The 18,684-nt window shown below is 60.3% G+C and carries 17 protein-coding genes; all 17 read left to right on the top strand.

Going from position 1 to position 18,684, the window contains the following annotated elements:
• Positions 1-90: 90 nt before the first annotated feature.
• The 17 genes from AACW30_RS24250 to nuoJ all read left to right on the top strand — a co-directional run bounded on the left by AACW30_RS24250 (position 91) and on the right by nuoJ (position 18,683).
• Entirely contained in the window at positions 91-537 is a 447-nt protein-coding gene (locus AACW30_RS24250) for an NUDIX hydrolase (protein ID WP_200623633.1), read from the top strand.
• A gap of 59 nt (positions 538-596) precedes the next feature.
• Positions 597-1,721: a tRNA 2-thiouridine(34) synthase MnmA gene (gene mnmA / locus AACW30_RS24245; protein ID WP_106579866.1), complete on the top strand. Its 1,125-nt coding sequence runs from the start codon at positions 597-599 to the stop codon at positions 1,719-1,721.
• Complete coding sequence (gene hflD, locus AACW30_RS24240; protein ID WP_046068637.1) at positions 1,718-2,341, top strand: high frequency lysogenization protein HflD; 624 nt, start codon at positions 1,718-1,720, stop codon at positions 2,339-2,341. Before mnmA ends, hflD begins: the two co-directional genes overlap by 4 nt.
• Positions 2,342-2,465: 124 nt before the next feature.
• Entirely contained in the window at positions 2,466-3,836 is a 1,371-nt protein-coding gene (gene purB, locus AACW30_RS24235) for an adenylosuccinate lyase (protein ID WP_119736269.1), read from the top strand.
• A gap of 84 nt (positions 3,837-3,920) precedes the next feature.
• Positions 3,921-5,087 carry a ribosomal protein uL16 3-hydroxylase gene (locus AACW30_RS24230; protein WP_124417851.1) on the top strand — a complete coding sequence of 389 codons (1,167 nt, stop codon included), beginning with the start codon at positions 3,921-3,923 and terminating at the stop codon, positions 5,085-5,087.
• Positions 5,080-5,502: a GNAT family N-acetyltransferase gene (locus AACW30_RS24225; protein WP_124417852.1), complete on the top strand. Its 423-nt coding sequence runs from the start codon at positions 5,080-5,082 to the stop codon at positions 5,500-5,502. The genes AACW30_RS24230 and AACW30_RS24225 overlap by 8 nt, the downstream gene beginning before the upstream one ends.
• 230 nt (positions 5,503-5,732) lie before the next feature.
• Positions 5,733-6,470 (top strand): secretin N-terminal domain-containing protein, encoded by a 738-nt coding sequence (locus tag AACW30_RS24220; RefSeq protein ID WP_200623632.1) that lies wholly within the window; start codon positions 5,733-5,735, stop codon positions 6,468-6,470.
• Between the two features lie 493 nt (positions 6,471-6,963).
• The gene (aceA, locus tag AACW30_RS24215) at positions 6,964-8,289 is read left to right on the top strand and encodes an isocitrate lyase (protein WP_003219577.1); all 1,326 of its coding nucleotides are present in this window, start codon (positions 6,964-6,966) and stop codon (positions 8,287-8,289) included.
• A gap of 656 nt (positions 8,290-8,945) precedes the next feature.
• Positions 8,946-9,359 carry an NADH-quinone oxidoreductase subunit A gene (locus AACW30_RS24210; RefSeq protein ID WP_003219575.1) on the top strand — a complete coding sequence of 138 codons (414 nt, stop codon included), beginning with the start codon at positions 8,946-8,948 and terminating at the stop codon, positions 9,357-9,359.
• 10 nt (positions 9,360-9,369) lie between these two features.
• Positions 9,370-10,044, top strand: coding sequence for a NuoB/complex I 20 kDa subunit family protein (locus AACW30_RS24205; RefSeq protein WP_003174719.1), 675 nt, complete (start codon positions 9,370-9,372; stop codon positions 10,042-10,044).
• Positions 10,045-10,116: 72 nt separating this feature from the next.
• Positions 10,117-11,901, top strand: coding sequence for an NADH-quinone oxidoreductase subunit C/D (gene nuoC, locus AACW30_RS24200; RefSeq protein WP_200623631.1), 1,785 nt, complete (start codon positions 10,117-10,119; stop codon positions 11,899-11,901).
• Positions 11,902-11,903: 2 nt separating this feature from the next.
• A complete protein-coding gene (gene nuoE / locus AACW30_RS24195) occupies positions 11,904-12,401 on the top strand; it encodes an NADH-quinone oxidoreductase subunit NuoE (protein ID WP_056861694.1) in 498 nt (165 codons plus the stop codon).
• Positions 12,398-13,756, top strand: coding sequence for an NADH-quinone oxidoreductase subunit NuoF (gene nuoF, locus AACW30_RS24190; protein ID WP_106579872.1), 1,359 nt, complete (start codon positions 12,398-12,400; stop codon positions 13,754-13,756). Before nuoE ends, nuoF begins: the two co-directional genes overlap by 4 nt.
• A gap of 135 nt (positions 13,757-13,891) precedes the next feature.
• The gene (nuoG, locus tag AACW30_RS24185; RefSeq protein ID WP_200623629.1) at positions 13,892-16,606 is read left to right on the top strand and encodes an NADH-quinone oxidoreductase subunit NuoG; all 2,715 of its coding nucleotides are present in this window, start codon (positions 13,892-13,894) and stop codon (positions 16,604-16,606) included.
• Complete coding sequence (gene nuoH, locus AACW30_RS24180; RefSeq protein WP_053256843.1) at positions 16,603-17,610, top strand: NADH-quinone oxidoreductase subunit NuoH; 1,008 nt, start codon at positions 16,603-16,605, stop codon at positions 17,608-17,610. The genes nuoG and nuoH overlap by 4 nt, the downstream gene beginning before the upstream one ends.
• 11 nt (positions 17,611-17,621) lie before the next feature.
• Positions 17,622-18,170, top strand: coding sequence for an NADH-quinone oxidoreductase subunit NuoI (nuoI, locus tag AACW30_RS24175; RefSeq protein ID WP_003174725.1), 549 nt, complete (start codon positions 17,622-17,624; stop codon positions 18,168-18,170).
• A 9-nt stretch (positions 18,171-18,179) separates the two neighbouring features.
• Positions 18,180-18,683, top strand: coding sequence for an NADH-quinone oxidoreductase subunit J (nuoJ, locus tag AACW30_RS24170; RefSeq protein ID WP_017137519.1), 504 nt, complete (start codon positions 18,180-18,182; stop codon positions 18,681-18,683).
• Position 18,684: the final 1 nt, after the last annotated feature.

Raw genomic sequence — 18,684 nt, 5'->3', positions numbered from 1 at the left:
ACCTATATACCGTCATCGGGGGCAAGCCCCCTCCTACACTGACCGCCATCGCGCCCAAACACCGCGTCATATCTTGAATCGAGGCCTCCCATGACCTGGCAACCCCACATCACCGTCGCCACCCTCGTCGAAGACAACGGCCGCTTCCTGATGGTCGAGGAACTCAAAGGCGGCCGCGCCGTGCTCAACCAGCCCGCCGGCCATCTGGAACCGAACGAAACCCTGACTGAAGCCGCCGTTCGCGAAACCCTCGAAGAAACCGGCTGGGACGTCGAGGCCACCGCCATTGTCGGGATCTACCTGTACACCGCGCCCAGCAATGGCGTGACCTACCAGCGCGTCTGCTTCACCGCCAAGGCGCTGAAACATCACCCGGACTATCAACTGGACGACGGCATCGTCCGCGCCCGCTGGCTGACCCGCGACGAGCTGATGGCCCTGCGCGACGACTGGCGCAGCGAGTTGATCATCCGTTGCATCGATGATTATTTGAGCGGCCAGCGCCACAGTCTGGAACTGATCCGCCCTTCTGTTTAGCCTTGCGGACGCGAGCCTGCTAGAATCGCGTCCTTTTTAAAGACACCCGTTGAAATCCTATGCGTGATCCAGCCCCTTCTGACACACAAAAGAAGCGCGTCATCGTCGGTATGTCCGGCGGCGTGGATTCTTCCGTTTCCGCCGTTCTGCTCATGGAGCAGGGTTATGAGGTGGAAGGCCTGTTCATGAAGAACTGGGAAGAAGACGATGGAACGGAATATTGCACCGCCATGGACGACCTCGCGGACGCCCAGGCCGTGTGCGACAAGATCGGCATCAAGTTGCACACCGCCAATTTCGCCGCCGAGTACTGGGACAACGTGTTCGAGCACTTCCTGGCCGAATACAAGGCCGGCCGCACGCCGAACCCGGACATCCTGTGCAACCGCGAAATCAAGTTCAAGGCGTTCCTCGACTACGCCATGATCCTTGGCGCCGACCTGATCGCTACCGGCCACTACGTGCGCCGTCGCGACGTGGATGACCGCACCGAACTGCTCAAAGGCCTGGACCCGAACAAGGACCAGAGTTACTTCCTGCACGCCGTCGGCGGCGAACAGATCGCCAAGACTCTGTTCCCGGTGGGCGAGCTGGAAAAACCCGAAGTGCGCAAGATCGCCGAGAAGCACGGCCTGGCCACCGCCAAGAAAAAGGACTCCACCGGCATCTGCTTTATCGGCGAGCGCCGCTTCAGCGACTTCCTCAAGCAGTACCTGCCGGCACAACCGGGCGACATCAAAACCACCGAAGGTGATGTCATCGGCCGCCACCACGGCCTGATGTACCACACCATCGGCCAGCGCCAGGGCCTGGGCATCGGCGGCTTGAAAGACGCAGGTGAAGAACCGTGGTACGTGCTGGTCAAGGACCTGGAAAACAATGTGCTGATCGTTGGCCAGGGCAATGAACACCCGCTGCTGTTCTCGGGTGCGCTGCTGGCCTCGGAGATCTATTGGGTCAACCCGATCGACCTGAGCACGCCGCGCCGCCTGACCGCCAAGGTGCGCTATCGCCAGAGCGACCAGCCTTGCACCCTGGAAAAGACTGCCAGTGGCTATCGCGCCACGTTCGATGACCCGCAACGCGCGGTCACGCCTGGCCAGTCCGTGGTGTTTTATGACGGCGAAATTTGCCTGGGGGGCGGTGTGATTGAAGTTGCCGAACCCTGGAGCAACCCGGCATGAGCCCGACCCAGGAGCAATTGACTGCACTCGGCGGGGTTTTCCTCGCTGCGGTACTGGTCGACAAGATCGCCAAGACCGGCCAGGTCACCGAGGCAGGCCTGACCTGCATGCTTGGCAGCCTGCTGATCCGCGACCCCAAGGACACCCTGGAAGTCTATGGTGGCGACGACCTGGCGCTGCGCGAAGGCTATCGCGCGCTGATCGGCGCGCTGGAGCGCGACCCGAGCACCTTGCAGCGCGAACCCCTGCGCTACGCCCTGTCGATGCTCGGCCTTGAGCGCCAATTGGCCAAGCGTGACGACATGCTCGAGACCATCGGCAAGCGGCTGCCGCAGATCCAATCCCAGGTCGAGCACTTTGGCCCGGCCCACGAAAACGTGATCGCAGCCTGCGGTGCGCTGTACCAGGACACCTTGAGCACCTTGCGCCAACGCATCCAGGTGCACGGCGACATGCGTAACCTGCAGCAACCGAACAACGCCTCGAAAATCCGCGCCCTGCTCCTGGCCGGTATCCGTTCGGCACGGTTGTGGCGCCAGTTGGGTGGTCATCGCTGGCAGTTGGTGATCAGCCGACGCAAATTGCTCAAAGAGCTTTACCCGTTGATGCGCAACGAATAAGTCGCAGCAACCAGGATTTTTATCGCCTCACGCGTAATACGCCGGTCAGTTGGCAACGGACCTGCGGATTTTTTCATGTATGATACGCGCCCCATTTCGTTGCCCGACTGTCCGAGAACACCCCATGCAGCTTTCTTCGCTCACTGCGGTTTCCCCTGTTGACGGCCGCTACGCCGGCAAAACCCAGGCCCTGCGCCCTATTTTCAGCGAATACGGCTTGATCCGTGCTCGTGTTCTGGTTGAAGTGCGCTGGCTCCAGCGCCTGGCCGCTCACCCTGGCATCAGCGAAGTGCCGGCGTTCTCCGCCGAAGCCAACGCGGTGCTGAACGCCCTGGCGGAAAACTTCGCTCTGGAGCACGCCGAGCGTGTGAAAGAGATCGAGCGCACCACCAACCACGACGTTAAAGCCATCGAATACCTGCTTAAAGAGCAAGCGGCCAAGCTGCCGGAACTGGCCAAGGTCAGCGAGTTCATCCACTTTGCCTGCACCAGCGAGGACATCAACAACCTGTCCCACGCCCTGATGCTGCGCGAAGGCCGTGATGACGTGATGCTGCCGCTGATGCGCCAGACCGCCAACGCCATCCGCGAGCTGGCGATCCGTTTTGCCGACGTGCCGATGCTGTCGCGCACCCACGGCCAACCGGCTTCGCCGACCACGCTGGGTAAAGAACTGGCCAACGTGGTGTACCGCCTGGAGCGTCAGATCGCTCAAGTCGCCGCCGTACCGCTGCTGGGCAAAATCAACGGCGCCGTGGGCAACTACAACGCCCACCTCTCTGCCTACCCGGAAATCGACTGGGAAGAAAATGCCCGCGCGTTCATCGAAGACGAGCTGGGCCTGGGCTTCAACCCGTACACCACGCAGATCGAACCGCACGACTACATTGCCGAACTGTTCGACGCGATTGCGCGCTTTAACACCATCCTGATCGACTTCGACCGCGATATCTGGGGCTACATCTCCCTGGGCTACTTCAAGCAGCGCACCATTGCCGGTGAAATCGGTTCCTCGACCATGCCGCACAAGGTCAACCCGATCGACTTCGAAAACTCCGAAGGCAACCTCGGCATCGCCAACGCCCTGTTCCAGCACCTGGCCAGCAAGTTGCCGATCTCCCGCTGGCAGCGCGACCTGACCGACTCCACCGTACTGCGCAACCTCGGCGTGGGCTTCGCCCACAGCGTGATCGCGTACGAAGCCAGCCTCAAGGGCATCAGCAAGCTTGAGCTCAACGAGCAGAAAATCGCCGCTGACCTGGACGCGTGCTGGGAAGTGTTGGCCGAGCCGATCCAGACGGTGATGCGTCGCTACAACATCGAAAACCCTTACGAGAAGCTCAAAGAATTGACGCGCGGCAAGGGCATCAGCCCCGAGGCGCTGCAAACTTTCATCGATGGCCTGGATATGCCAGCCGCCGCCAAGGCCGAGCTGAAACTGCTCACCCCGGCCAACTACATCGGCAACGCGGTGGCCCAAGCCAAGCGCATCTGATTCGCGCAAGGTCTCTTGAGACGCCCGGCCGCGCCGGGCGTTTTTATTCCTGTCTTAAAAGTGCTTTTTTTCAATAGGTTACACATGAATCCTGATATTCCTCTTCAACTTCTGGGCGGCATTACGGCACGCGAATTCCTGCGCGACTACTGGCAGAAAAAACCGTTGCTTATCCGTCAGGCCATCCCTGATTTCGAAAGCCCGATCGACGCCGACGAACTGGCCGGCTTAGCCCTGGAAGAAGAAGTTGAATCGCGCCTGGTGATCGAACACGGCGAGCGTCCGTGGGAACTGCGTCGCGGCCCATTCGCCGAAGACGCCTTCAGCACCCTGCCCGAGCGTGAGTGGACCCTGCTGGTGCAGGCCGTCGATCAGTTCGTGCCGGAAGTCGCCGAGCTGTTGGAGCACTTCCGCTTCCTGCCAAGCTGGCGTATCGACGATGTGATGATCAGCTTTGCCGCACCTGGCGGCAGCGTTGGCCCGCACTTCGATAACTACGACGTGTTCCTGCTGCAAGCCCAAGGCAAGCGCAACTGGAAAATCGGCCAGATGTGCAACTCCGAAAGCCCGCTGCTGCAGCATGCCGACCTGCGCATCCTCGCCGAGTTCGAACAAAGCGAAGAATGGGTGCTGGAACCGGGCGACATGCTCTACCTGCCGCCGCGCCTGGCGCACTTCGGTATCGCCGAAGATGACTGCATGACCTATTCGGTAGGCTTTCGCGCGCCAAGTGCCGCTGAAGTACTGACCCACTTCACCGACTTCCTCAGCCAATACCTGACGGACGAGGAGCGTTACACCGATGCCGACGCTCAGCCGGCAAGCGACCCGCACCAGATCCAGGGTGACGCGCTGGACCGCCTGAAGAGCCTGCTGGCCGAGCACATGAGCGACGAACGCATGCTGCTGACCTGGTTTGGCCAGTTCATGACCGAGCCGCGCTACCCTGAACTGGTGGCGGGCGAAGAATTGGGCGAAGAGGACTTCGTCAACAGCCTGGAAGGCGGCGCGATCCTGGTGCGCAACCCCAGCGCGCGCATGGCGTGGTCGGAAGTCGATGACGATGTACTGCTGTTTGCCAGCGGCCAGAGCCGTTACCTGCCCGGCAAACTGCGCGAGCTGTTGAAGCTGGTGTGCTCGGCCGACGCCCTGCACAGCGAAAACCTCGGCGAGTGGCTCGCAGACGAAGACGGTCGCGACCTGCTGTGCGAATTGGTCAAGCAAGGAAGCCTGGGATTTGCCGATGAATAAGATTCACGTAAGTGTCGCGGACTGGCAAAAGGATATCGCTGAGATACGGCGCATTCGTGAAGCGGTGTTTATCGCTGAACAATCGGTTCCACCGGAACTTGAGTGGGACGCGGACGACGCCGACGCCGTGCATTTTCTGGCGTTCGAAGGCGATTTTCCGATTGGCACTGCGCGCCTGCTGCCCAGCGGCGAGATCGGGCGCGTATCGGTGCTCAAGGACTGGCGCGGCCTGAAGGTTGGCGACAAGCTGATGGAAGCCGTGATTGGCATGGCCGAGAAGCGTGGCCAGACCAAACAGTTCCTCAGCGCGCAGGTGTATGCGGCGCCGTTTTATGAGCGGCTGGGTTTCAAGATTGTCAGCGATGAGTTTCTTGAAGTCGGGATTCCGCACGTGGACATGGTGCGCGAGGGCTGATCCAAAACCCAGTCGCTCCCTTCGCGAGCAAGCCCGCCCCCACACTTGACCAAGTAGATCCTTTGGAATGCGGCCGAATGTGGGAGCGGGCTTGCTCGCGAAGACAATTTCAGCAACACCCAAAAATGCCCTGCCATGCCAGGGCATTTTGCCGTCTACGATTCAACTTGCGACCCGCCAGGCCGACAAACTGGCACTATCACGCTAAATGACTCGCAGAGATAACGGACATGTCCCTACGCACCCTGCTCACCGCCCTCCTCCTGACCGCCAGCGTCTCAGCCGTGGCCGACACCGCAGTCGTCAACCTGAACAATCGCACCAGCGCCGACCTGCTGCCCGTGGCGCAGAACTTCATCGGCAAGGACGGCACCGTCAGCGCCTACGGCAACCAGCTCATCGTTAAAGCCGACCCTGGCAAGATCGAAGACCTGCGCGCCCTGCTCGCGCAGCTGGACACCCCCGCCAAGCGCCTGCTGATCACCGTCGACACTAACGAAAACAATCAGCAGAACACGGGCGACAGCCAGACCCGCATCATCAGCTACGGCACCGCCAGCCGTGACGGCGGCATTCAGCAGATACAGGCCAGCGAAGGCGTGCCCGCGCTGATCCAGGTCGGCCAGAGCGTGCCACTGACCACCACCCAGCCTGACACCTACGGTCGCCCGCAAAACCAGACCCAGTATCGCAACGTCACCCAAGGCTTCTACGTCACTGCCAGCGTCACCGGCGAGACCGTTCACCTGGCCATCAGTACCAACCGTGACCGCATGAGCCAGGAACGTCCCGATGTAGTGAACGTTCAAAGTACCGACACAACTGTCAGCGGCAGGTTGGGCGAGTGGATCCCCCTGGCCGGCATCAACCGTGAGACCCAGGCCGACAAATCCTCTACAACCCGCAATTACTCTACTCAAGGCCGTGATGACCTGACTTTACGGGTCAAGGTCGACACCTTGAACTAAAGCACCAAAAACTGACTGATGAGTCGCCTTAGACTAAAGATGTAGTGCTTTAAAAAAAGCACTACAAAACATTTGACGATCCAAAAAAGCCTGTGCATGATGGCCTCGCTCCCGCTAATCAGGGGCCCTGGCAAGGGCCTTCGGATCGCCGCTCTAAGCTACCCACCTGAGCCGATTCGTGTCTGTACCGCCCACAAGGTGTGTTTGACGAGGTTGCGACTGGAACGAAGTTGTCCCGAGGGACGGAAGCTAACCAGGTAACCCGGCTACACACTGACGAATCGTACCAAGGCCCACGATGCCCGAAGACCGTTCACAGTTCGCCCTTACCTGCTCAATTCCCCCTTGAGCCACTCGTTCATCCCGTCGCCCTCCCCGCCAAACCCGGCTTGATCGCCAAGCTTCTGGTCAGCGAGCAGCCATCACCACGCACTGAGTACGTGGCTGGCAAATGGAATTTTCCACCTAGACCTATGCGACGAGGTTTTTCCCCATGGCACTGACACGCGAACAGCAAATTGCAGCCCTTGAAAAAGATTGGGCTGAAAACCCACGCTGGAAAGGCGTAACCCGCGCTTATTCCGCTGCTGACGTCGTCCGCCTGCGTGGCTCGGTTCAACCTGAGCACACCTTTGCAAAACTCGGCGCCGAGAAGCTTTGGAAGCTGGTCACCCAGGGTGCCAAGCCGTCCTTCCGTCCCGAAAAAGATTTCGTCAACTGCATGGGCGCCCTCACTGGCGGCCAGGCAGTCCAACAGGTGAAAGCCGGTATCCAGGCGATCTACCTGTCCGGCTGGCAAGTGGCAGCGGACAACAACTCCGCTGAATCCATGTACCCCGACCAATCGCTGTACCCGGTGGATTCGGTACCCACCGTGGTCAAGCGCATCAACAACTCGTTCCGCCGCGCCGACCAGATCCAGTGGAAAGCCGGTAAAGGCCCGGGCGACGAAGGCTACATCGATTACTTCGCCCCGATCGTGGCGGACGCTGAAGCCGGTTTCGGCGGCGTACTCAACGCCTACGAGCTGATGAAGAGCATGATCGAGGCTGGCGCTGCCGGCGTGCACTTCGAAGACCAGTTGGCATCAGTAAAGAAATGCGGCCACATGGGCGGCAAGGTATTGGTTCCAACCCAAGAAGCCGTACAAAAGCTGACTGCTGCTCGTTTGGCTGCTGACGTTGCTGGCACCCCGACCATCATCCTGGCCCGTACCGACGCTAACGCCGCCGACCTGCTGACGTCCGATTGCGACCCGTACGACCAGCCATTCGTAACCGGTGAACGGACTCAGGAAGGCTTCTATAAAGTGCGCGCCGGTCTCGACCAGGCGATCGCCCGTGGCCTGGCCTACGCGCCGTACGCCGACCTGATCTGGTGCGAAACCGCCAAGCCGGATCTGGACGAAGCTCGCCGCTTTGCCGAAGCGATCAAGAAGGAATACCCGGACCAACTGCTGTCCTACAACTGCTCGCCTTCTTTCAACTGGAAGAAGAACCTGGACGACGCGACCATCGCCAAGTTCCAGCGCGAGCTGTCCGCCATGGGCTACAAGCACCAGTTCATCACCCTGGCCGGCATTCACAACATGTGGCACAGCATGTTCAACCTGGCGCACGACTACGCCCGCAACGACATGACCGCCTACGTGAAGCTGCAGGAACAGGAATTCGCTGACGCCGCCAAGGGCTACACCTTTGTGGCGCACCAGCAGGAAGTGGGCACCGGCTACTTCGACGACATGACCACCGTGATCCAGGGCGGCACCTCGTCCGTGACCGCGTTGACCGGTTCGACCGAAGAAGAGCAGTTCCACTAAGTAGCGAGTACACGGCCAGTGCGGCCCCATGGAAGACCTAACCGCATTGCCGCACAACAATCACGCCCCGACTGGTTCGGGGCGTTTTTTTGCTCGGGAAAAACTTCCTGGGATACAGGAGATTAAAAATGTGGCAGCGGGCTTGCTCGCGAATGCGACCTGTCAGTCAAGGAAGTGCTGACTGACCCACGGTATTCGCGAGCAAGCGCGCTCCCACAAGGCAATGCACGCCATCTGAAGGTTTTGCGCAAAACATTGATCCAGAGCGGTGTTTACCCGAATCAAATCAGTTAAAAGATCCCCATCAGCAACTAAGCACCCATCAAGCAAGTAACGGCAACTTCCCCCGCCACACGAGAAACATTCGCTTAAACCCTGCGCAAACAATATTCATTATCATTTAGCGCATGAAAACTTCGTTACCCGTTAAACAAAACAGAATTGATTAAATGCCCGCTAATCCCCGCCCCACAAGGGCTACAGCCCCAAAGAGGTGCACTATGTGCTTATTCCATCGAATAATTTCGCTATCGGAATTTTACTTGCCCGGTGTTTAGCCATAAAATCACCGCGATTGATTGCAGTGCGACATATCGTCACTGCATCGTTACTTTTTCGAGCTCAGAGACCTTTGCTCTCTGTTAAGGATTTCCAGCATGACCGAAGCGACAGGACTCATGGCCCACAACTGGGGCTTTGCCATTTTCCTCCTCGGTGTTGTCGGCCTTTGCGCCTTCATGCTTGGTGTCTCCAGCCTCCTCGGGTCAAAAGCCTGGGGCCGCAGCAAAAATGAACCGTTCGAGTCCGGCATGCTGCCTACAGGTGGCGCCCGCTTGCGGCTCTCAGCCAAATTCTATCTGGTCGCGATGCTGTTCGTGATCTTCGATATCGAAGCCCTCTTTCTCTTTGCCTGGTCTGTGTCCGTCCGCGAAAGCGGCTGGACCGGATTCGTCGAAGCCCTCGTTTTCATAGCAATTCTGTTGGCAGGCCTTGTCTACCTATTTCGAGTGGGCGCCCTTGACTGGGCTCCGGAAGCTCGTCGCAAGCGGCAAGCGAAGCTGAAACAATGAGGCTTTGGCGATGCAATACAATCTCACCAGGATCGACCCGGATGCTCCTAACGAGCAGTACCCAATCGGCGAACGCGAAACCGTTTCCGACCCGTTAGAAGACCAAGTCCACAAAAACATCTACATGGGCAAGCTCGAAGACGTGCTGAGTGGCGCGGTCAACTGGGGACGTAAGAACTCCCTGTGGCCGTACAACTTCGGCCTTTCGTGCTGCTACGTGGAAATGACCACCGCCTTCACGGCGCCCCACGACATCGCGCGCTTTGGCGCCGAAGTTATCCGGGCATCACCGCGCCAGGCGGATTTCATGGTTATCGCCGGAACCTGCTTTATCAAGATGGCGCCGATCATTCAGCGTCTCTACGAGCAAATGCTCGAGCCAAAGTGGGTTATCTCCATGGGTTCGTGCGCCAACTCCGGTGGCATGTACGACATCTACTCCGTCGTTCAAGGGGTGGACAAGTTCCTGCCCGTGGACGTCTACGTGCCTGGCTGCCCGCCCCGCCCTGAAGCATTTCTGCAAGGCTTGATGCTGTTGCAGGAATCGATTGGCAAGGAGCGTCGCCCACTTTCCTGGGTCGTCGGCGATCAAGGCGTATATCGCGCCGAGATGCCTTCGCAAAAGGAACAGCGCCGCGAACAGCGAATCGCAGTCACCAACCTGCGCAGCCCTGACGAAGTCTGATCCAGCACCGCTTCTTTTATAGAACGAAACCCTGGCTTCATTCTTTACGTTGACCGAAAGCGATAAAAAACCATGACTACAGGCAGTGCTCGACGCATCCCGCCTTATAAGGCAGACGACCAGGATGTGGTCGTCGAACTCAATAACCGTTTTGGCCCTGACGCCTTTACCGCCCAGGCCACACGCACCGGTATGCCGGTGCTGTGGGTGGCGCGCGCCAAGCTCGTCGAAGTCCTGACCTTCCTGCGCAACCTGCCCAAGCCATACGTCATGCTCTATGACTTGCATGGTGTGGACGAGCGTCTGCGCACCAAGCGCCAGGGGCTGCCGAGCGGCGCCGATTTCACCGTGTTTTATCACCTGATGTCGCTGGAGCGTAACAGCGACGTGATGATCAAAGTCGCGCTGTCCGAAAGCTACCTGAGCATTCCGACCATCACCGGCATCTGGCCGAACGCCAGCTGGTATGAGCGCGAAGTCTGGGACATGTTCGGCATCGACTTCCCGGGCCACCCGCACTTGACGCGCATCATGATGCCGCCTACCTGGGAAGGTCACCCGCTGCGCAAGGACTACCCTGCGCGCGCCACCGAATTCGATCCGTTCAGCCTGACGCTCGCCAAGCAACAGCTTGAAGAAGAGGCTGCACGCTTCCGTCCGGAAGACTGGGGCATGAAGCGCTCCGGCACCAACGAGGACTACATGTTCCTCAACCTGGGCCCGAACCACCCTTCGGCGCACGGTGCCTTCCGTATCATCCTGCAACTGGACGGCGAAGAAATCGTCGACTGCGTGCCGGACATCGGCTACCACCACCGTGGTGCCGAGAAGATGGCCGAGCGCCAGTCCTGGCACAGCTTCATTCCGTACACCGATCGTATCGACTACCTCGGCGGCGTGATGAACAACCTGCCGTACGTGCTCTCGGTCGAGAAGCTGGCCGGCATCAAAGTGCCGGACCGCGTCGACACCATCCGCATCATGATGGCCGAGTTCTTCCGGATCACCAGCCACCTGCTGTTCCTGGGTACCTACATCCAGGACGTTGGCGCCATGACCCCGGTGTTCTTCACCTTCACCGACCGTCAGCGCGCCTACAAGGTGATCGAAGCCATCACCGGTTTCCGTCTGCACCCGGCCTGGTACCGCATCGGCGGTGTGGCGCACGACCTGCCGAACGGCTGGGAGCGCCTGGTCAAGGAATTCATCGACTGGATGCCCAAGCGTCTGGACGAGTACCAAAAGGCTGCGCTGGACAACAGCATCCTCAAAGGCCGCACCATCGGCGTGGCGCAATACAACACCAAAGAAGCCCTGGAATGGGGCGTCACCGGTGCTGGCCTGCGCTCGACGGGTTGCGACTTCGACCTGCGTAAAGCACGCCCGTACTCCGGCTACGAGAACTTCGAATTCGAAGTGCCGCTGGCGGCCAACGGCGATGCCTACGACCGTTGCATCGTGCGCGTCGAAGAAATGCGCCAGAGCCTGAAGATCATCGAGCAGTGCATGCGCAACATGCCGGCAGGTCCGTACAAGGCGGATCACCCGCTGACCACGCCGCCGCCAAAAGAACGCACGCTGCAGCACATCGAAACCCTGATCACGCACTTCCTGCAAGTTTCGTGGGGTCCGGTCATGCCGGCCAACGAATCCTTCCAGATGATTGAAGCGACCAAGGGTATCAACAGTTATTACCTGACGAGCGATGGCGGCACCATGAGCTACCGCACCCGGATTCGTACCCCAAGCTTTGCGCACTTGCAGCAGATCCCTTCGGTGATCAAAGGCGAGATGGTCGCGGACTTGATTGCGTACCTGGGTAGTATCGATTTCGTTATGGCCGACGTGGACCGCTAAGCATGAACAGCACGCTTATCCAGACAGACCGTTTCACCTTGAGTGAAACCGAGCGCTCGGCCATCGAGCACGAGCTGCATCACTACGAAGACCCGCGCGCGGCGTCGATCGAAGCCTTGAAGATCGTCCAGAAGGAGCGTGGCTGGGTGCCCGACGGCGCCCTCTACGCGATCGGCGAGATCCTCGGCATCCCGGCCAGCGACGTTGAAGGTGTGGCCACGTTCTACAGCCAGATCTTCCGTCAGCCGGTGGGCCGCCACATCATCCGCGTGTGCGACAGCATGGTCTGCTACATCGGTGGCCACGAGTCCGTGGTCAGCGAGATCCAGAACAAACTGGGCATCGGCCTGGGCCAGACCACTGCGGACGGGCGCTTCACGCTGCTGCCGGTGTGCTGCCTGGGCAACTGCGACAAGGCGCCGGCGTTGATGATCGACGACGACACATTCGGTGACGTGCAGCCTGCTGGCGTGACCCAATTGCTTGAGGGCTACCCATGACCCTTACATCTTTCGGCCCGGCCAACCTGATCAAGCGTTCGGCCGAGACTCACCCGCTGACCTGGCGCCTGCGTGACGACGGCGAGCCGGTATGGCTCGACGAATACCAGGCCAAGAACGGTTACGCGGCTGCGCGCAAAGCCTTCGCCGACATGGCTCAGGACGACATCGTCCAGACCGTCAAAGACGCCGGCCTTAAAGGTCGCGGCGGTGCAGGCTTCCCCACGGGCGTGAAGTGGGGCCTGATGCCCAAAGACGAATCCATCAACATCCGCTACCTGCTGTGCAACGCGGATGAAATGGAGCCGAACACCTGGAAAGACCGCATGCTGATGGAGCAACTGCCCCATCTGCTGATCGAAGGCATGCTGATCAGCGCCCGTGCGCTGAAAACCTACCGTGGCTACATCTTCCTGCGTGGCGAATACACCACCGCCGCCAAGCACCTCACCCGTGCCGTGGAAGAAGCCAAGGCAGCTGGCCTTCTGGGCAAGAACATCTTGGGTTCCGGTTTTGACTTCGAACTGTTCGTGCACACCGGCGCCGGGCGTTACATCTGCGGTGAAGAAACCGCACTGATCAACTCCCTCGAAGGCCGCCGCGCCAACCCGCGCTCCAAGCCGCCCTTCCCTGCCGCCGTAGGCGTGTGGGGCAAGCCGACCTGCGTAAACAACGTGGAAACCCTGTGCAACGTGCCGGCGATCATCGCCGACGGCGTGGACTGGTACAAATCGTTGGCCCGCGAAGGCAGCGAAGACATGGGCACCAAGCTCATGGGCTTCTCCGGCAAGGTCAAGAACCCTGGCCTGTGGGAGCTGCCATTCGGCGTGACCGCACGCGAGCTGTTCGAGGACTACGCCGGCGGCATGCGCGACGGCTACACCTTGAAAGCCTGGCAGCCAGGCGGCGCCGGCACCGGCTTCCTGCTCCCTGAGCACCTGGACGCACAAATGTATGCCGGCGGCATCGGCAAGGTCGGCACCCGTATGGGGACCGGCTTGGCGATGGCGGTGGACAACACCGTGAACATGGTCTCGCTGCTGCGCAACATGGAGCAGTTCTTCTCCCGCGAATCCTGCGGTTTCTGCACCCCGTGCCGTGACGGTTTGCCCTGGAGCGTGAAGCTCTTGATGGCGATCGAGAAAGGCGAAGGCCAGCCAGGCGACATCGAGACCCTGCTGGGTCTGGTCGGTTTCCTCGGCCCAGGCAAGACCTTCTGTGCTCACGCACCGGGCGCCGTGGAACCACTGGGCAGCGCAATCAAATACTTCCGCTCTGAATTCGAGGCTGGCATCGCACCTGCGCGCGCCGGCGATCTGAATCAGGTGGTCACACCGACCATGGTTGGTGCGTAACGCTTAAAAAGGCGAAGGGCCCGTGCGCTTCGCCTTCTCATGTGCTGACGCCTTTAAGGCTGTGTAGATGCACATGAATAACAAGATTCCATTAGCCACGCCCGCTGACAACGGGCCAACGAAGAACTTTGAACCATGGCCACTATCCACGTAGACGGCAAAGCGCTCGAAGTCGATGGGGCAGACAACCTGTTACAGGCATGTCTCTCACTAGGCCTCGACATTCCTTATTTCTGCTGGCACCCAGCCCTTGGTAGCGTTGGTGCCTGTCGCCAGTGCGCGGTCAAGCAGTACACCGACGAGAACGACACCCGTGGTCGTATCGTCATGTCCTGCATGACGCCAGCCACCGACAACACCTGGATCTCCATCGAAGATGAAGAATCCAAGGCGTTCCGCGCCAGCGTTGTCGAATGGCTGATGACCAACCACCCCCACGACTGCCCGGTCTGTGAGGAAGGCGGTCACTGCCACCTGCAAGACATGACGGTGATGACCGGCCACAACGAGCGCCGTTATCGCTTCACCAAGCGTACCCACCAGAACCAGGACCTCGGCCCGTTCATTTCCCACGAAATGAACCGCTGCATCGCCTGCTACCGTTGCGTGCGCTTCTATAAAGACTACGCCGGCGGCACCGACCTGGGCGTATTCGGCGCCCACGACAACGTGTACTTCGGTCGCGTTGAAGACGGCGTGCTCGAAAGCGAGTTCTCCGGCAACCTAACCGAGGTCTGCCCGACCGGTGTGTTCACCGACAAGACTCACTCCGAGCGCTACAACCGCAAGTGGGACATGCAGTTCTCGCCGAGTATCTGCCATGGCTGCTCCAGCGGTTGCAACATCTCCCCGGGCGAGCGCTACGGCGAACTGCGTCGCATCGAAAACCGCTTCAACGGTTCGGTCAACCAGTACTTCCTGTGCGACCGTGGCCGTTTCGGCTATGGCTACGTCAACCGCGAAGACCGCCCACGTCAGCCACTGCTGGCCGGTGGCGCCAAGCTGAGCCTGGACGACGCGCTGGATAAAGCCGCCGAGCTGCTGCGCGGCCGCAACATCGTCGGTATCGGTTCGCCCCGCGCCAGCCTCGAAAGCAACTACGCGTTGCGCGAGCTGGTCGGCGCCGAGCACTTCTACTGCGGTATCGAAGCCGCTGAGCTGGAGCGCATTCGTCTGGTCCTGCAAGTGCTGAACGACAGCCCGCTGCCGGTTCCAAACATGCGCGACATCGAAGACCACGACGCGATCTTCGTGCTTGGTGAAGACCTGACCCAGACCGCCGCGCGTATCGCGCTGTCGCTGCGTCAGTCGGTCAAAGGCAAGGCCGAAGACATGGCCGATGCCATGCGCGTTCAGCCCTGGCTCGACGCTGCGGTGAAAAACATCGGTCAGCACGCGCTGAACCCACTGTTTATCGCCAGCCTGGCTGAAACCAAGCTCGACGACATCGCCGAAGAATGCGTCCACGCCGCACCGGACGACCTGGCCCGCATCGGTTTCGCCGTGGCTCACGCCCTCGACGCCAGCGCGCCTGCCGTCGAAGGCCTGGACACCGAAGCCGGTGAACTGGCCCAGCGTATCGCCGACGCCCTGCTGGCCGCCAAGCGTCCATTGATCATTGCCGGCACCTCGCTGGGTTCCAAAGCACTGATCGAAGCGGCTGCCAACATCGCCAAAGCCTTGAAGCTGCGCGACAAGAACGGTTCCATCAGCCTGGTCGTGCCGGAAGCCAACAGCCTCGGCCTGGCCATGCTCGGCGGTGAATCCCTGGACGCCGCGCTGCAAGCCGTGACCGACGGCAAAGCGGACGCCATCGTGGTACTGGAAAACGACCTGTACACCCGCACGGATTCGGCCAAGGTCGACGCCGCGCTGGATGCGGCCAAAGTGCTGATCGTTGCCGACCACCAGAAGACCGCCACCAGCGAACGTGCCGACCTGGTGCTGCCGGCTGCCACCTTCGCCGAAGGCGACGGTACGCTGGTCAGCCAGGAAGGCCGCGCCCAGCGCTTCTTCCAGGTGTTCGATCCGAAGTACATGGACGCCAGCATCCTGGTTCACGAAGGCTGGCGCTGGCTGCATGCCCTGCGCGCTACTCTGCTGAACCAGCCGATCGACTGGACCCAGCTCGACCACGTCACCGCAGCGGCCGCCGCAAGCGCTCCGCAGCTGGCACGTATCGTTGATGCTGCACCGTCTGCCTCGTTCCGCATCAAGGGCTTGAAACTGGCCCGTGAACCGCTGCGTTACTCCGGCCGTACCGCCATGCGCGCCGACATCAGCGTGCACGAACCGCGTACCCCGCAAGACCCCGACACCGCGTTCGCCTTCTCCATGGAAGGTTACTCGGGTTCGGTCGAGCCACGTCAGCAGGTGCCGTTTGCCTGGTCGCCGGGCTGGAACTCGCCACAGGCCTGGAACAAGTTCCAGGACGAAGTCGGTGGTCACATCCGCGCAGGCGACCCGGGCACACGCCTGATCGAAAGCACCGGTGATTCGCTGAACTGGTTCGCTGCCGTACCGCGTCCGTTCAACCCGGCCCAGGGCACCTGGCAGGTTGTGCCGTTCTTCCACCTGTTCGGCAGCGAAGAGACCTCTTCCAAAGCCGCGCCGGTTCAAGAGCGCATCCCGGCCGCTTACGTGTCCGTGGCCAAGTCCGAAGCCGACCGCCTGGGCGTCAACGACGGTGCCCTGCTCAGCCTGAACGTCGACGGCAAGACTCTGCGTCTGCCGCTGCGCATCAATGACGAATTGGGCGCGGGTCTGGTTGCACTGCCAAAAGGCCTCGCCGGTATTCCGCCTGCGATCTTTGGCAAAACCGTTGACGGTCTGCAGGAGGCAGCGCAATGACCTGGTTCACCCCTGAAGTGATCGACGTGATCATCTCGGTCGTCAAGGCCATCGTGATCCTGTTGGCCGTGGTCGTTGCGGGCGCCCTGCTCAGCTTCGTCGAACGTCGCCTGCTGGGCTGGTGGCAGGACCGTTACGGTCCTAACCGCGTCGGCCCATTCGGCATGTTCCAGATCGCTGCCGACATGCTCAAAATGTTCTTCAAGGAAGACTGGACCCCGCCGTTTGCCGACAAGGTGATCTTCACCCTGGCACCGGTCGTGGCCATGAGCGCCTTGCTGATCGCCTTCGCAGTCATCCCGATCACCCCGACCTGGGGCGTGGCGGACCTGAACATCGGCTTGCTGTTCTTCTTCGCCATGGCCGGTCTGTCGGTCTACGCGGTGCTGTTCGCCGGTTGGTCGAGCAACAACAAGTTCGCCCTGCTGGGCAGCTTGCGGGCTTCGGCCCAGACCGTGTCCTACGAAGTGTTCATGGGCCTGGCGCTGATGGGCATCGTGGTGCAGGTCGGCTCGTTCAACATGCGCGACATCGTCGAGTACCAGGCGCAGAACCTGTGGTTCATCATTCCGCAGTTCTTTGGCTTCTGTACCTTCTTCATCGCTGGCGTCGCCGTGACTCACCGTCACCCGTTCGACCAGCCGGAAGCGGAACAGGAACTGGCCGACGGTTACCACATTGAATACGCCGGCATGAAGTGGGGCATGTTCTTCGTCGGTGAATACATCGGCATCATCTTGATCTCGGCATTGCTGGTCACGCTGTTCTTCGGCGGCTGGCACGGCCCGTTCAACATCCTGCCGCAACTGGCGTTCTTCTGGTTCTTCTTGAAGACGGCGTTCTTCATCATGCTGTTCATCCTGCTGCGCGCTTCTATTCCGCGCCCACGCTATGACCAGGTGATGGATTTCAGCTGGAGATTCTGCCTGCCGCTGACCCTGATCAATTTGCTGGTGACGGCTGCTGTTGTGTTGTTGAACACGCCAGCCGGCGCGGTTCAGTGAGGATTTGACCCATGTTCAAATATATTGGCGACATCGTTAAGGGTACCGGTACCCAGTTGCGAAGCCTGGTGATGGTTTTCGGTCACGGCTTTCGCAAACGCGACACCCTGCAATACCCGGAAGAAGCGGTGTACCTGCCGCCGCGCTATCGCGGCCGTATCGTGCTGACCCGCGACCCCGATGGCGAAGAACGTTGCGTAGCCTGCAACCTGTGCGCCGTGGCGTGCCCGGTAGGTTGCATCTCCCTGCAGAAAGCTGAAACCGAAGACGGTCGCTGGTACCCGGACTTCTTCCGCATCAACTTCTCGCGCTGCATTTTCTGCGGCCTCTGCGAGGAAGCTTGCCCGACCACCGCGATCCAGCTGACACCGGATTTCGAGATGGCCGAGTTCAAACGTCAGGACCTGGTGTACGAGAAAGAAGATCTGCTGATCTCTGGTCCCGGTAAAAACCCTGATTACAACTTCTATCGTGTTGCAGGTATGGCCGTTGCCGGTAAGCCGAAGGGCGCCGCACAAAACGAAGCCGAGCCGATCAACGTGAAGAGCTTGCTGCCTTAAGGAAGAAAGATGGAATTCGCTTTCTATTTCGCGTCGGGTATTGCAGTGGTGTCCACGCTTCGCGTGATCACCAACACCAACCCCGTGCACGCCCTGCTCTACCTGATCATTTCGCTGATCGCCGTGGCCATGACCTTCTTCAGCCTCGGTGCACCGTTCGCCGGTGTCCTGGAAGTGATCGCCTACGCCGGTGCCATCATGGTGCTGTTCGTGTTTGTGGTGATGATGCTCAACCTGGGGCCGGCTTCGGTCGCTCAGGAACGCGTCTGGCTCAAGCCCGGCATCTGGCTTGGCCCGGTAATCCTCGCGGCGTTGCTGCTGGGTGAACTGCTGTATGTCTTGTTCGCTCACCAGAGCGGCCAGGCCATCGGCCACACCACCGTAGATGCCAAAGCCGTGGGCGTCAGCCTGTTCGGCCCGTACCTGCTGGTGGTCGAACTGGCTTCGATGCTGCTGCTCGCTGCAGCCATCACCGCCTTCCACTTGGGCCGCAACGAAGCCAAGGAGCAATGAC

The sequence above is a fragment of the Pseudomonas sp. MF6747 genome (genome assembly GCF_963890955.1).
In the GTDB taxonomy this organism is placed as follows: domain Bacteria; phylum Pseudomonadota; class Gammaproteobacteria; order Pseudomonadales; family Pseudomonadaceae; genus Aquipseudomonas.
The sequence above is the reverse complement of the archived record's forward strand: the minus strand, read 5'-3'. Positions and strand labels throughout refer to the sequence as shown.

Bases quoted from the DNA above. Each gene is read 5' to 3' on its own strand.
- nuoC (WP_200623631.1), top strand. From the start codon at position 10,117: ATGACTACAGGCAGTGCTCGACGCATCCCGCCTTATAAGGCAGACGAC.
- AACW30_RS24220 (WP_200623632.1), top strand. From the start codon at position 5,733: ATGTCCCTACGCACCCTGCTCACCGCCCTCCTCCTGACCGCCAGCGTC.
- AACW30_RS24225 (WP_124417852.1), top strand. From the start codon at position 5,080: ATGAATAAGATTCACGTAAGTGTCGCGGACTGGCAAAAGGATATCGCT.
- hflD (WP_046068637.1), top strand. From the start codon at position 1,718: ATGAGCCCGACCCAGGAGCAATTGACTGCACTCGGCGGGGTTTTCCTC.
- nuoF (WP_106579872.1), top strand. From the start codon at position 12,398: ATGACCCTTACATCTTTCGGCCCGGCCAACCTGATCAAGCGTTCGGCC.
- nuoE (WP_056861694.1), top strand. From the start codon at position 11,904: ATGAACAGCACGCTTATCCAGACAGACCGTTTCACCTTGAGTGAAACC.
- AACW30_RS24205 (WP_003174719.1), top strand. From the start codon at position 9,370: ATGCAATACAATCTCACCAGGATCGACCCGGATGCTCCTAACGAGCAG.
- AACW30_RS24230 (WP_124417851.1), top strand. From the start codon at position 3,921: ATGAATCCTGATATTCCTCTTCAACTTCTGGGCGGCATTACGGCACGC.
- AACW30_RS24250 (WP_200623633.1), top strand. From the start codon at position 91: ATGACCTGGCAACCCCACATCACCGTCGCCACCCTCGTCGAAGACAAC.
- mnmA (WP_106579866.1), top strand. From the start codon at position 597: ATGCGTGATCCAGCCCCTTCTGACACACAAAAGAAGCGCGTCATCGTC.
- nuoH (WP_053256843.1), top strand. From the start codon at position 16,603: ATGACCTGGTTCACCCCTGAAGTGATCGACGTGATCATCTCGGTCGTC.
- nuoJ (WP_017137519.1), top strand. From the start codon at position 18,180: ATGGAATTCGCTTTCTATTTCGCGTCGGGTATTGCAGTGGTGTCCACG.
- purB (WP_119736269.1), top strand. From the start codon at position 2,466: ATGCAGCTTTCTTCGCTCACTGCGGTTTCCCCTGTTGACGGCCGCTAC.
- AACW30_RS24210 (WP_003219575.1), top strand. From the start codon at position 8,946: ATGACCGAAGCGACAGGACTCATGGCCCACAACTGGGGCTTTGCCATT.
- nuoI (WP_003174725.1), top strand. From the start codon at position 17,622: ATGTTCAAATATATTGGCGACATCGTTAAGGGTACCGGTACCCAGTTG.
- aceA (WP_003219577.1), top strand. From the start codon at position 6,964: ATGGCACTGACACGCGAACAGCAAATTGCAGCCCTTGAAAAAGATTGG.
- nuoG (WP_200623629.1), top strand. From the start codon at position 13,892: ATGGCCACTATCCACGTAGACGGCAAAGCGCTCGAAGTCGATGGGGCA.